The 13,097-nt window shown below is 68.1% G+C and carries 10 protein-coding genes; all 10 read left to right on the top strand.

The features are described 5' to 3' along the window. The first annotated feature begins 24 nt into the window (after positions 1–24). Positions 25–1,344, top strand: a complete 1,320-nt coding sequence (locus JS531_RS08835; RefSeq protein ID WP_214315196.1) for a sugar ABC transporter substrate-binding protein — start codon at positions 25–27, stop codon at positions 1,342–1,344. Positions 1,345–1,573: 229 nt separating this feature from the next. Continuing rightward, positions 1,574–2,641: a LacI family DNA-binding transcriptional regulator gene (locus JS531_RS08830; protein WP_214315194.1), complete on the top strand. Its 1,068-nt coding sequence runs from the start codon at positions 1,574–1,576 to the stop codon at positions 2,639–2,641. Positions 2,642–2,663: 22 nt separating this feature from the next. After that, the gene (locus JS531_RS08825; protein WP_214315192.1) at positions 2,664–3,578 is read left to right on the top strand and encodes an RNA methyltransferase; all 915 of its coding nucleotides are present in this window, start codon (positions 2,664–2,666) and stop codon (positions 3,576–3,578) included. A 165-nt stretch (positions 3,579–3,743) separates the two neighbouring features. Then, positions 3,744–4,847, top strand: coding sequence for a phenylalanine--tRNA ligase subunit alpha (pheS, locus tag JS531_RS08820; protein ID WP_214315190.1), 1,104 nt, complete (start codon positions 3,744–3,746; stop codon positions 4,845–4,847). A 6-nt stretch (positions 4,848–4,853) separates the two neighbouring features. Next, complete coding sequence (gene pheT, locus JS531_RS08815) at positions 4,854–7,463, top strand: phenylalanine--tRNA ligase subunit beta (protein ID WP_214315188.1); 2,610 nt, start codon at positions 4,854–4,856, stop codon at positions 7,461–7,463. 111 nt (positions 7,464–7,574) lie between these two features. Then, positions 7,575–8,402, top strand: coding sequence for a DUF4190 domain-containing protein (locus JS531_RS08810; protein ID WP_214315186.1), 828 nt, complete (start codon positions 7,575–7,577; stop codon positions 8,400–8,402). Between the two features lie 137 nt (positions 8,403–8,539). Continuing rightward, on the top strand, positions 8,540–9,634 hold the full coding sequence (gene argC / locus JS531_RS08805) for an N-acetyl-gamma-glutamyl-phosphate reductase (protein WP_214315184.1): 1,095 nt from the start codon (positions 8,540–8,542) through the stop codon (positions 9,632–9,634). Continuing rightward, a complete protein-coding gene (gene argJ / locus JS531_RS08800; RefSeq protein WP_214315181.1) occupies positions 9,631–10,803 on the top strand; it encodes a bifunctional glutamate N-acetyltransferase/amino-acid acetyltransferase ArgJ in 1,173 nt (390 codons plus the stop codon). The genes argC and argJ overlap by 4 nt, the downstream gene beginning before the upstream one ends. 37 nt (positions 10,804–10,840) lie before the next feature. Further along, a complete protein-coding gene (argB, locus tag JS531_RS08795) occupies positions 10,841–11,797 on the top strand; it encodes an acetylglutamate kinase (protein ID WP_214315180.1) in 957 nt (318 codons plus the stop codon). Continuing rightward, positions 11,787–13,085 (top strand): acetylornithine transaminase, encoded by a 1,299-nt coding sequence (locus JS531_RS08790; protein ID WP_214315178.1) that lies wholly within the window; start codon positions 11,787–11,789, stop codon positions 13,083–13,085. Before argB ends, JS531_RS08790 begins: the two co-directional genes overlap by 11 nt. Positions 13,086–13,097 lie beyond the last annotated feature (12 nt).

Raw genomic sequence — 13,097 nt, 5'->3', positions numbered from 1 at the left:
CCAGAGATACAAAGGAGTATTCCGATGAACATCACACGACGAGGAATCCGCCTCGTGGCCGCCGCCGCGGCCACGGTGATGGCGGTGGCGCCGATCGCCGCCTGCGGCGAGGCGCAGTCCGCCGCCGGATCCGACGACCAGGGCGAGATCCTGGTGTGGTCCTGGGAGTCCGCGGTCAAGAAGATGGCCGAAGGCTTCGAAAAGGAGAATCCGGGCGTCAAGGTCAAGGTCGTCAACGCCGGCTCGTCCGACGAGGAGTATTCGGCATTGAACAACGCGCTGTCCGCGGGATCGGGCGCACCGGACATCGTGCAGCTCAACTATGACGCCATCACCCAGTTCGTGCTCTCCGACGCCCTCGAGGACCTCGACCAGTACGGCGCCGGCTCGATCATGAACAAGTTCACGGACAGCGCCAAGGCCGGCGTGACGGTCAACGGCAAGGTCTACTCGATGCCCGGCGGCATGGGCCCGCTGGCCATGTTCTACAACAAGGAGATCTTCGACAAGGCCGGCGTGACCGAACCGCCGAAGACCTGGGACGAGTTCTACGAGGCCGCCAAGAAGATTCACGCCCTCGGCGACGACTACTACATCACCGCCGACAGCGGCTCCGAGGCCGGCAACGCGATGAGCATGATGTGGTCCGCCGGAGCCCAGCCCTTCGGCGTCGGCGAATCCGACGTGAAGATCGACCTGACCGGCGACAAGGGCACGCAACGCTACATCGACTTCTGGCAGAAGATGATCGACGAGCATCTCATCGACACCAAGACCTCCTGGTGGACCGACGACTGGTACCGTGCGCTCGCCGACGGCAAGAACGCCGTGGTGCTCGCCGGCGGCTGGATGCCGATCACACTCAAGAGCAGCGTGGGCTCCGCATCCGGCAAGTTCCGCGTCGCGCTCGCGCCCAAGGGCGACGGCTCCTCCACGAACTCCGAGTCCGGCGGCGGCGGATACTCGATCGTCAAGGGCTCGCGCAACGCGAAGCTGGCCTACAAGTTCCTCCAGTACATCGGCTACGGCGGCGGCCACAAGATCCAGGTCGACATGGGCGCCTTCCCCGCCGTGCTCGACACCCTCGACGACCCCGAATGGCTCGGCAAGACCGACGACTACTTCGGCGGCCAGAAGATCAACGAGGTGCTCGCCGAGGCCGAGAAGTCCGTGACCGCAGGATTCCCGTTCCTGCCGTACCAGGCGTACGCCAACAAGGTCTACTCCGACACCGTGGGCAAGGCCTACGCGGAAGGCAGCGGCACGACGCTCGAACAGGGCTTCGCCCAATGGCAGGAGAAGCTCGTCGCCTACGGCAAGGAGCAGGGCTTCACCGTGAAGTAGCCCGCTCCCGCCTGACGCGGCCGGACGATGATGCCCGGCCGGAACCGATAATCGTGCGCGGCGCGTCCACTCTCCTCCGGGCGCGCCGCGCGCCACCAACACGAGGGCCCTTTCCCTGCATGGAAAGAGCCCTCAATTATCGTTCTTGAGTATAGTGGTGTGGCGTCAGCGGACGAGGACGTCGATGTCGCGGCGTCGATGTCCGCGGCGAACAAGAGAGGCGGATGGCATGGGACGTGTGACCATCATGGACGTCGCCCACCGGGCGGGCGTGTCACGGGGCACGGTATCGAACTATCTCAACCACCCGGAAAAGCTGTCTGCGTCGAAACGCGAGGCCATCGCCGGCGCCATCGCGCAACTGGGCTTCGTCCCCAACCGCAACGCCAGCATCCTGGCCGGCGGCGCGAACCCCGCCATCGGACTCGTCGTGACCGGCTACAGCCATGCGAGCACCGCCGGCATCGCGACGGGCGCGCAGCGTGTGGCGCGCGCGAACGACCTCGACCTGTTCGTGGCCGGCACGGACAACGACGGCGTGCTCACCGACCGCTACCTCGACTACTTCCAAGGCAGCCAGATGGTCGGCATGCTCATCGTGCCGTATCCGAGCTCCACATGGACACCGCACTATCGGCTGTCCATCCCCACGGTCGTCGTCGACTATCTGGGCGACGGCTCGAAGCTGTGCAGCGTGGCGGCGGACAACCGGAAGACCGGACGGCTCGCGGCCCGGCATCTCATCGAACTGGGCCGCCGGCGCATCATGGTGGTCGCCCCCGCCGAGGACATCCAATCCGCGCACGAGCGGTGCCTCGGCATCGGGGAGGTCGTTGCGGAGCATCCGGGAATCGGCGTGGAGTGGACGACAGTCGAGGACTGCAACGGCGAGGCCGACGGCATGGCCGTGGGCGACGCGCTGGCCAAACGGAATCCGGCGGACCGTCCGGACGCGGTGATCGCGATCACCGACGCCACCGCCACAGGCGTCATCAAAGGGCTGATGGCCGCGGACGTGGACGTGCCGGGACAGGTGGCGGTCATGGGCTGCGAAGGCAACACGATGACCTGGGACGGTCCGATGCCGTTGACCACCATCGCCCCGCAGTGGGACGACATGGGAACGGCCGCGGCCGAACTGCTCGTCGGCGAGATCCGAGGGGACGGCGCCGCGCATCGGCACCGGGCGCGGGTCGTCGACTCGCGTCTGCTCGTGCGGGAAAGCACCGTGGGCCATGCCGCAGGGCTCGCGGCCATGGGGCTCGGCGCGGATGCGGGCGCGGCCTCGCCGCGGTAGGCGTGACGGTAGGGTGGAGGGCATGCCCATCAACCATGCAGTGATCGACAACCCGAAATCCGACCGCATCAAGCGCGTCGCCGGCCTCGCGCGCCCGGCCGGCCGCGAACGCTCCGGCCGCTTCCTCATCGAAGGGCCGCAGTCCGTGCGTGAGGCCGTCACGTGGCGTCCCGACGTGGTGAGCGACCTGTACGTCGCGGTCGACGTCACGCCCGAAGGCGAGCCGTACGTACCCGACACGCTCGCCGCGATCGTCGACAAGTCGCAGGAATCCCGCAAGTCGCCGATCTACGTGCATCACGTCACCCGCGAGGTGATGGCCAAAATCAGCAAGGACGCACAGGGCGTCGTCGCCGTGGGCGACATCGAAACGCTCCGCACGGAGATTACCGCCGTCCGTCTCGCCGAACGCCCGCTCCTCGCCGCGTTCTGGCAGGTGCGCGACCCCGGCAACGCCGGCACCGTGATCCGTGCGGCCGACGCCGCCGGATGCGACGCCGTCGTGTTCGTCGACGAATGCGTGGACCCGCTGAACCCGAAGGTCATCCGCTCCACCGCCGGTTCCCTGTTCCACATCCCCGTGCTGCGCATGGATACTGGCACCTACCTCAAGTGGATGGAACGCGCCGGCCTCCGCACCGTCGCCGCCGACGTGTACGGCACGCCCGAACGCAAGCTAGAATCGCTGCCCGACCTGCTCGCCGAACGCGCCGCGGACAAGACGGGCGGCCCGGACAAGACGGGCGGCAAGGCCGGCGCGAAGGACGTGCGCGGCGACGCCGTGCTGTTCGGCAACGAGGCGAGGGGACTGCCCTCCGCCATCCTGGAACGCATGGACCGCATCGTGTCCATCCCGATCTACGGCAAGGCCGAATCGCTCAACCTCGGCACCTCCGCCGCCGTCATGCTCATGAGCATCGCCATGAGCGGGCGGTGAGACCGCCGCGGACGGGTCGGTCGCATGCCGGTCACGTGCCGGCCATGCGCCGGACGCACCGCGACCACGTGATGGAACCGGGCGGCCATGTCGAGTCGTACCGTGACAATGTGAAGTTGGACAACGCTTGGGAAATGCGTGTTTTCGCGCATTGCCCCACGTGCTATGCACGTCAGTGAAGCAGATATAAAGGAAAGGGTGCTCGTGGCAGAAGCGCTATTCGATGCGCAAGCGGTGACCGATGCGGTTACCGAAGGCATCGCGAAAATCCAGAACGCCTCCACGCTGGAGGAATTGAAGGCCATCAAGACCGCATACGCCGGCGCCGATTCGGCGATGACGCAGGCCAGCAAGGCCATCGGGGCACTGCCCAAGGACCAGAAGAAGGAAGCCGGCAAGCTCATGGGCAAGCTGCGCGCCGACTTCGGCCGCGCCTACGGCCCCAAGGAGAAGGAGCTCAAGGAGGCCGCCGAGGCCGCCGCACTCGCCGCCGAGACCGTCGATATGACGCTGCCCGTCAACCGCAAGCCCCTGGGCGCGCGTCATCCGCTCGCCAAGCTCATGGAGGACGTCGAGGACTTCTTCATCTCCATGGGATGGCAGATCTCCGCCGGCCCCGAAGTGGAGGCCGAATGGTACAACTTCGACGCCCTCAACTTCGGCCCGGACCATCCGGCCCGCCAGATGCAGGACACCTTCTACGTCAAGGGCAACCAGGCCAAGGACGCGGCCGGCTTCGTCGGCTCCAACATGGTGGTGCGCACGCAGACCTCCTCCGACCAGGTCCGCGCCCTCCTCACCCGCGGCGTGCCGCTGTACATCGCCAGCCCGGGCCGCGTGTTCCGCACCGACGAGCTCGACGCAACCCACACCCCGGTGTTCCACCAGTGCGAGGCGCTCGCCGTCGACAAGCACCTGACCATGGCCGACCTCAAGGGCGTGCTCGACAAGCTCGCCGTCGCCATGTTCGGCCCGGAGGCCAAGACCCGCCTGCGCCCGAGCTACTTCCCGTTCACCGAGCCCTCCGCCGAACTCGACCTGTGGTTCCCGGACAAGAAGGGCGGACCGGGCTGGCTCGAATGGGGCGGCTGCGGAATGGTCAACCCGAACGTGCTCAAGTCCGCCGGGCTCGACCCGAACGAGTACACCGGCTTCGCGTTCGGCGTGGGCATGGAGCGCACGCTGCTGCTGCGGAGCGACATCAACGACATGCACGACCTCGTCGAGGGCGACGTGCGTTTCGCCGAACAGTTTGTGATGGGGGAGTGATTACCCATGCCTATGGTTGACATCGATTGGCTCAAGGAACACGTCGAGGTCCCCGCCGACCTCACCTACGAGCAGCTCGCCAAGGATCTGGTGAAGGTCGGTCTCGAGGAGGAGGAGATCCACTCCTCCCAGGTGACCGGCCCGATCGTCGTCGGCTACGTGGTGGACGCCACCCCGGAGCCGCAGAAGAACGGCAAGATCATCAACTGGTGCCACGTGGACGTCGGCCCCGAATACAACGAGACCGACGAGAACGGCAACAAGGTGCCGCGCGGCATCATCTGCGGCGCGCCCAACATGGCCGCCGGCGAGAAGGTCGTCGTCACGCTTCCGGGCGCCGTCCTGCCCGGCGACTTCCGCATCGAGCCACGCAAGACCTACGGCCACATCTCCAACGGCATGTGCGCCTCCGAGCGCGAGCTGGGTCTCGGCGACGACCACAACGGCATCATCCTGCTGCGCCACTACGGCTTCACCGAGGAGGAATACGAGGCCCTCAAGCCCGGCGACGACGCGATGCACCTGCTGCACCTCGACCAGCCGCTGCTCGAGATCAACATCACCCCGGACCGTGGCTACACGCTGTCCTACCGTGGTGTGGCCCGCGAATACCACCACTCCACCGGCGCCGCGTTCACCGATCCGGTGGTCGAGCTCAATGAGAAGACCCCCGAACCGGCCGGCGAGGCCTCCGGCACTGTCCCGGAGGTCCAGGTGGACATCGAGGACAACAATCCGATCCACGGCGTGCCCGGCTGCGACCGCTACTACGCGCGCGTCATCCGCGGGTTCGACCCGAACGCGCACACGCCGAACTGGATGCGCCGCCGCCTCATCCGCGCCGGCATGCGCTCCATCTCCCTGGCCGTGGACGTCACCAACTACGTGATGCTCGACCTGGGCCAGCCCATGCATGCCTACGACCTCAACAAGCTCGAACCGCCGATCGTGGTGCGCCGCGCGAACGCCGGCGAGAAGCTCACCACCCTGGACGGCAAGGAGCATGAGCTCAGCCCCGAGGACCTGCTCATCACCGATTCGCCGAACGGCCAGCGCGCCTCGCGCATCATCGGCCTCGCCGGCGTGATGGGCGGCCTGTACGGCGAAGTGACCGCGGACACGAAGAACATCCTCCTCGAGGCCGCGCACTTCGACCAGGTGTCCATCGCCCGCTCCGCCCGCCGCCACAAGATTCCGTCCGAGGCGTCCCGCCGCTTCGAACGCGGCGTCGACTTCCAGCTGCAGCCGGCCGCCGCGCAGATGGCCGCCGAACTGCTCGTCAAGTACGGTTCCGGTGAACCCAGCGAGCATCCGACGGATGTGAACAACACCGTGCGCCGCCGCGCCATCCACTTCAAGGCCTCCGAGGTCAAGCGCGTGGCCGGCCTCGACACCCCGATCAACGAGATCTCCGACATCCTCACCGACATCGGCTGCAAGGTGGCCGGCGGCGGCAACGGCGAATTCTCCGTCACCCCGCCCAGCTGGCGTCCCGACCTGAACGAGCCGTGCGACCTGGTGGAGGAGGTGGCCCGTCTCGTCGGCTACGACGAGATTCCGGTCACCGTGCCGCCCGCCCCGGTGGAGGGCCTCGTGGGTCTGACCCCGGACCAGCTGCGCCGCCGCCGCGTGGCCGACGAGCTCGCCGAATACGGCATGGTGGAGGCCCTGAGCTACCCGTTCGTGGGCGACGCCGACTACAAGGCGTTCGGCTACGACGCGGAGGCCACCAAGAAGGTCAGCGTCGAGATCGCCAACCCGCTGTACGGCGACCGTCCGTTCCTGCGCCGCCACATCCTGCCGACGCTCGCCACCACCGTGCAGCGCAACATCCGCCGCGGCCTCGAGAACATCTCGCTCTACGAGCTGGGCCACGTGTACCTGTGGAACCCGGACGCGCCCGCCATCCCCGCGCTGCCCGGCGGCGTCAAGCCGACCGAGGAGCAGCTCGCCGCGCTCGATGCCGGCCTGCCGGACCAGCCCGACCATGTGGCCGGCATCCTGACCGGCCTGGCCGAGGACTCCGGCTGGCTGGGCGGCAAGCGTCCGGTCGACTGGTCCGACGCCGTCGAGGCCGTGCGGCGCATCGCCGACCGTCTCGGCGCGGCCATCGAGCTCAAGCAGCCGGCCGCCGCCGACGTGCCCGCCCAGTGGCATCCGGGCCGCTTCGCGAACGTCATGGTCGGCGACGTGTCCGTCGGCCTCGTGGGTGAACTGCACCCGCACGTCAACGAGGCGCTCGGTTTCCCCGAACACTCCGCCGCGTTCGAACTCAACCTGACCGCGCTGTTCTCCACGCTGGACGGCAAGCCGGTCCAGGCCAAGCCGATCTCCACGTTCCCGCCCGTCAAGCAGGACCTCGCCTTCACCGTGGACGACACGGTGACCGCCGCCCAGCTCGAGGCCGTGGTGCGTGAGGCCGCCGGTGCGAACCTCGAATCGATCGAGCTGTTCGACGTGTTCACCGGCGACGCCCTCGGCGAAGGCAAGAAGTCCCTCGCGTTCGCCGTGGTCTTCCGTTCGCCTTCCAAGACCCTGTCCGCCGAGGACAGCGAGGCGATCCGCAAGGCCATCGTCGACAAGGCCGCCGAACTCGGCGCCCAGCTGCGCGCCTGACGCGCGGCACGTCGTCCACGACGCAAAGCCGTGAGGTTCCGCCGGCATGGGCCGAATAGGCCGCCGGCGAAACCGATGGGCTACGATGAAGGACGACACAGGAGGAACCCGATGAGCGCATCCGAACAGCAACCGACCGACCCCTCGCAGCAGGGAGGGAACGGCACCGCGCCGGATGGCCGCCCATCGGGTTCCGTCGTATCCGCAGGCGCGTCCGTGCCTCCGGCCCAGTCCGGTCCCGCCGCGCCGTCTCAACCGTCGGCGCCGTCCCTCTCGCCGTCGCAACCGCAATCGACGTCATCGGCGCCGCAGCGGCAGACGCAGCCCCGCTACGGGCAGTACGCCCATCTCGACTACGGCGCGATGCGCAGCCAGTTCGGCCCGAACTACAACCCGTACCTGTACGGCGCGCCCGATCCGGACGACAAGGGCGATGACGCCGCGTCGGCGCCGTCGCATGCCGGCGGCAACGCCGGCGTCGGCGCGAACACGCCGAACGCCTATCCCGCGCCGCAGGGACCGGCGTACCCGGCACCCGGCGCACCCGGTGCGTCGGGACGCGCCGGTGACGGACGGGGGAACCGTCGCTTCTACGGCATCGACGTCGACGACCCGAACCAGAACCCGCTGTACGGGCGCTGGGACTCCTACGCCATCCTCGCCTTCGTGTTCGCCGTGATCTTCAGCGTGCCGGTGATGCCGGCCATCATGGGCTGCATCTCCCTGTGGCGCACCAAGACCTTCCACATGAAGGGGCGGGGCCTCGCCATCGCGGCCATCGTCGTCAACGTGCTCACCACCATCCTGTGGGTGTGGATGACGGTCAACGGCATCGACGTGAGCGACCTCACCCGGCAGCTGCTCAACATGTACGGCCTGGATTCCGGCGGTTCCGCCGGTTCCGGTTCCGGAGACTCCTCCGGTTCGATGAGCGCCTGACGGGCGTTCCGGGCGCATCGGCCGCGCCTTGCCGCCCGTCCATGCGCAGGCATCCCGACATGTGATTGCATAATTATGCAAGAGTCTGCATAGGTGCGTATACTCGTGCTTGTTGTCTTGTGTGATAAGGACGTGATATGGCGAAGTATACGGTGGCCGTGGCGGGTGCCACGGGCTATGCAGGTGGTGAGGCGCTGCGCATTCTGGCCGCCCACCCGGATTTCGAGGTGACGTGCGTCGCCGGGCATTCCTCGGTGGGGGACAAGCTCGGCAGGCATATGCCGCACATCCCGCAGCTGGCCGACCTGACCGTGGAGGACACCACCCCCGAGGTGCTCAACGGCCATGACGTGATCATTCTGGCCCTGCCGCACGGTGCCTCCGGCAGGCTTGCCGCGCAGCTCGACCCGGATGCGGTCGTCGTTGACCTCGGCGCCGACCATCGGCTCGAGGAGAAGAGCGCGTGGGACGACTTCTACGGCGGCGACTTCTACGAGCATTGGACCTACGGCATGCCCGAGCTCATCACCGGCAAGACCGCCGAAGGCGCGTACACGCGCCAGCGCGAGGCCCTGCCCGGCACCAAGCGCATCGCCGGACCCGGCTGCAACGTCACCGCCACCACGCTGGCCATCCAGCCGGCCGTCGCCGAGGGGCTCGTCGAGCCCAAGGACCTGGTCGCCGACCTCGTCGTCGGCTACTCCGGCGCCGGCAAGAACCTGAAGCGCACCAACCTGCTCGCCGCCGAGGCGCTCGGCAGCGCCCTGCCGTACGGCGTGGGCGGCACGCACCGCCACATCCCCGAGATCCTGCAGAACCTCGCGCATGCGGCCGGCAAGTCCGCCGCCGCGGCAAGCGAATTCACCCTCGGCTTCACGCCCGTCCTCGCGCCGATGTCGCGCGGCATCCTCGCCACCGTCAGCGCGAAGATGACCGCGAAGGCCGCCGCGATGAGCGACGCGGAGATTCGCACCGTATGGGCCAAGGCGTATGAAGGCCAGGACTTCATGGTCCTGCTGCCCGAAGGGACCCTGCCCGCCACCGGCAACATCATCGGCTCGAACGCCGCCCACATCCAGGTCGTCACCGACCGCCGCGCGGGCCGCATCATCGCGTTCGCCGCCATCGACAACCTCAACCGCGGCACCGCCGGACAGGCTGTCCAATCATTGAACATCGCCCTGGGCCTGCCCGAGGACCAGGGACTTACCAAGATCGGAGTCGCACCGTGAGCGTCACATTCGCGAAAGGTTTCTCCGCCGCCGGCGTGGCGGCGGGCATTTCCGCAGTCGAAGGCAAGAAGGACCTCGCCCTCGTCGTCAACGAGGGCCCGCTCGACGCGGCCGCCGGCGTGTTCACCTCGAACCGCTTCTGCGCCGCGCCCGTCCAATGGTCCCGCAAGGTCGTCGCCGACGGCCACGTCAAGGCCGTGATCCTCAACTCCGGCGGCGCCAACGCGTGCACCGGCGAAGCGGGCTACACGCAGTCCAAGGCCACCGCCGAGAAGGTCGCCGCGCTCGTCGGCGCGCAGCCGGGCGACGTGGCCGTCTGCTCCACCGGACTCATCGGCGAGCTTCTGCCGCTCGACAACGTCCTTTCCGGCGCGGCCGCGGCCCACGAGGCCCTCGCCGCCACCCCGGAGGCCGGCGCCGACGCCTCGCACGCCATCATGACCACCGACACCAAGCCGAAGACCGTCACGCTGGAAAGCAAGGACGGCTGGCGCATCGGCGGCATGGTCAAAGGTTCCGGCATGATCGCCCCGCAGCTCGCCACCATGCTGTGCGTCATCACCACCGACGCGGTCGTCACCGCCGGCCAGATGCAGGCCGCCCTCACCAACGCCGCCGAACACTCGTTCAACCGCATCGACGTGGACGGCTGCATGTCCACCAACGACACCGTCCTCCTGCTCGCATCCGGCGCCAGCGGCGTCGAACCCGACAAGGACGAGTTCAACACGCTCGTCAAGGACGCCTGCGCCTCGCTCGCCCGCCAGATCATCGGCGACGGCGAAGGCGCGAGCCACGACATCCGCATCACCGTCACCGGCGCCACCACCGAGGACGCCGCTCTCGCGTGCGGCCGCGCCGTCGCCGCGTCCAACCTCCTGAAGTGCGCGATCAGCGGCAACGACCCCAACTGGGGCCGCATCGTCTCCTCGCTCGGCACCGTGCCGCCCGACGTCGCCCCGTACGACTCCGACAAGGTGACCGTCGACGTCAACGGCGTGCGCATCTGCGAGAACGGCGGCGCCGGACGCGACCGCAGCGAGGTCGACATGACCCCGCGCGAGGTCCACATCGACATCGACCTGAACGCCGGCGACGCCGAAGCGACCGTCTGGACCGACGACCTCACCCACGAATACGTCCACATCAACGCGGACTACGAAAGCTGAACCACGAAAGCCGAACCACGAAAGCTGAAAGAAGCGTATGGCTACTGAACTGAAGGGACCCGGATTCCATTTCGACGTGCACACCGATCTGCGCGCCGACCAGAAGGCGGAGGTGCTCATCGAGGCGCTGCCATGGCTCGAGGAGTTCGCCGGACAGCGCATCGTCGTCAAATACGGCGGCAACGCGATGATCGACGAGCATCTCAAGGCATGCTTCGCCGAAGACATGGTGTTCCTGCGCCAGGTGGGTCTGCACCCGATCGTCGTGCACGGCGGCGGCCCGCAGATCTCGCAGATGCTCAAGGCCCTCGGCATCAAATCCGAATTCAAGGGCGGCCTCAGGGTCACCACGCCCGAAGCCATGGACGTGGTGCGCATGGTCCTCACCGGCAAGGTCTCCCGCGAGCTCGTCGGCCTCATCAACGCGCACGGCCCGCTCGCCGTCGGCCTGTCCGGCGAGGACGGAGGCCTGTTCTCCGCCATGCAGCGCAAGCCCGTCATCGACGGCAAGCCCACCGACATCGGCCTCGTCGGCGACGTCGTCTCCGTCGACGCCTCCGCCGTCGAGGACCTCGTCAACGCCGGCCGCATCCCCGTCGTCTCGTCGGTCGCGCCGAACGAGGACGACGCCACCGAAGTGCTCAACGTGAACGCCGATTCCGCCGCCGCCGCGCTCGCCGCCGCAGTCGGCGCGCACAAGCTCGTGATCCTGACGGACGTCGACGGCCTGTACGCCGACTGGCCCGACCGCAACTCCCTGATCGGCCGCATCGGCGTGGAGAACCTGCGCGACATGCTGCCCGACCTGGAATCCGGCATGCGCCCCAAGATGGAGGCCTGCGTGCGCGCCATCGACGGCGGCGTGCCCCAGGCGCACATCATCGACGGCCGCAAGCCGCATTCCATCCTGAACGAGATATTCACGTCCGCCGGCATCGGCACCATGGTCGTGCCCGAGGACGGCATCGAGATGAGGAGCTCCTATGTCTACTGACGCCACCAAGGAAACACTGGGTCCCGAGGACTCGAAATGGCTGGGGGAGTACTCCCAGGTCCATATGAACGTGTTCGGCACGCCGCTGCGCGTGATGGACCACGGCCAAGGCGCGCACGTGTGGGACGTCGACGGCAACGAATACCTCGACTTCCTCGCCGGCATCGCCGTCAACTCGCTCGGCTACGCGCACCCCAAGTGGGTCAAGGCCGTGGCCGAACAGGCCGCGAAGGCCGCCCACGTGAGCAACTACTTCGCCACCGAGCCGCAGATCGAGCTCGCCGCGAAGCTCGTGAAGCTCGCCGGCGCGCCCGAAGGCTCCCACGTGTACTTCGGCAACTCCGGCGCCGAAGGCAACGAGGCGGCCCTGAAGCTCGCCAAGCTCTACGGCCGCACGCTGCCCGGCGCCGCGCCCTCCATGGGCGGCAAGCCGGCGCGCATCATCGCGCTCACCAACGGCTTCCACGGCCGCACGCTCGGCGCTCTCTCCGCCACATGGAAGCCCGCCATCCGCAAACCGTTCGAACCGCTCGTGCCGAACATCGAATTCGTGCGCGCCGGCGACCCGTTCGCCCTGTACGAGGCGTTCAGTGAGACCGGCATGGGCCACTACGGCAAGGGGCCGGTCGCCGCCGTCATCATGGAGCTCATCCAGGGCGAGGCGGGCGTCAAGCCGCTGGGTGCCGACTACGTCAAGAAGGTGCGTGAGATGTGCGACATCAACCACGCGCTGCTCATCATCGACGAGGTGCAGACCGGCATCGGCCGCACCGGCTCCTGGTTCGCGTTCCAGCGCGAGGACCTCTCCGGCGGCATCACCCCGGACATCGTCACCTTCGCCAAGGGCGTGGCCGGCGGCTTCCCGATGGGCGGCATGATCGCCTTCGGAGCCAAGCTCTCCGCCCTGTTCACCCCCGGCTCCCACGGCTCCACCTTCGCCGGCAACCCGCTCGGCGCGGCCGCCGCGCTCGCCACGCTCGACGTCATCGAGCAGGACGGGCTCGTCGCCAACGCCGAGGAACGCGGACGCCAACTGCGCGAAGGACTCATGGCCACCGGCAACCCGCTGTACGTCTCCGTGCGCGGCAGGGGCCTCCTCGACGCCGTGCAGCTGTCCCACCCGTGCGCCCACGCCGTGATGAACTGGTGCCTCGAACGAGGGCTCATCGTCAACGCGGTGCGCGCCGACGCGCTGCGCTTCGCCCCGCCGCTCATCGTCACCGAACAGGATGTGGACGCCGCGCTCGCCATCCTCAAGGACGTGCCCGCCGACCTGCCCAACGACTGAGCCGCCGACCCG

The organism is Bifidobacterium sp. CP2 (genome assembly GCF_018555635.1).
GTDB lineage: Bacteria > Actinomycetota > Actinomycetes > Actinomycetales > Bifidobacteriaceae > Bifidobacterium > Bifidobacterium saguinibicoloris.
The sequence above is the reverse complement of the archived record's forward strand: the minus strand, read 5'-3'. Positions and strand labels throughout refer to the sequence as shown.

Bases quoted from the DNA above. Each gene is read 5' to 3' on its own strand.
- pheS (WP_214315190.1), top strand. From the start codon at position 3,744: ATGCACGTCAGTGAAGCAGATATAAAGGAAAGGGTGCTCGTGGCAGAA.
- JS531_RS08790 (WP_214315178.1), top strand. From the start codon at position 11,787: ATGTCTACTGACGCCACCAAGGAAACACTGGGTCCCGAGGACTCGAAA.
- pheT (WP_214315188.1), top strand. From the start codon at position 4,854: ATGCCTATGGTTGACATCGATTGGCTCAAGGAACACGTCGAGGTCCCC.
- JS531_RS08810 (WP_214315186.1), top strand. From the start codon at position 7,575: ATGAGCGCATCCGAACAGCAACCGACCGACCCCTCGCAGCAGGGAGGG.
- JS531_RS08825 (WP_214315192.1), top strand. From the start codon at position 2,664: ATGCCCATCAACCATGCAGTGATCGACAACCCGAAATCCGACCGCATC.
- argC (WP_214315184.1), top strand. From the start codon at position 8,540: ATGGCGAAGTATACGGTGGCCGTGGCGGGTGCCACGGGCTATGCAGGT.
- JS531_RS08835 (WP_214315196.1), top strand. From the start codon at position 25: ATGAACATCACACGACGAGGAATCCGCCTCGTGGCCGCCGCCGCGGCC.
- argB (WP_214315180.1), top strand. From the start codon at position 10,841: ATGGCTACTGAACTGAAGGGACCCGGATTCCATTTCGACGTGCACACC.
- JS531_RS08830 (WP_214315194.1), top strand. From the start codon at position 1,574: ATGGGACGTGTGACCATCATGGACGTCGCCCACCGGGCGGGCGTGTCA.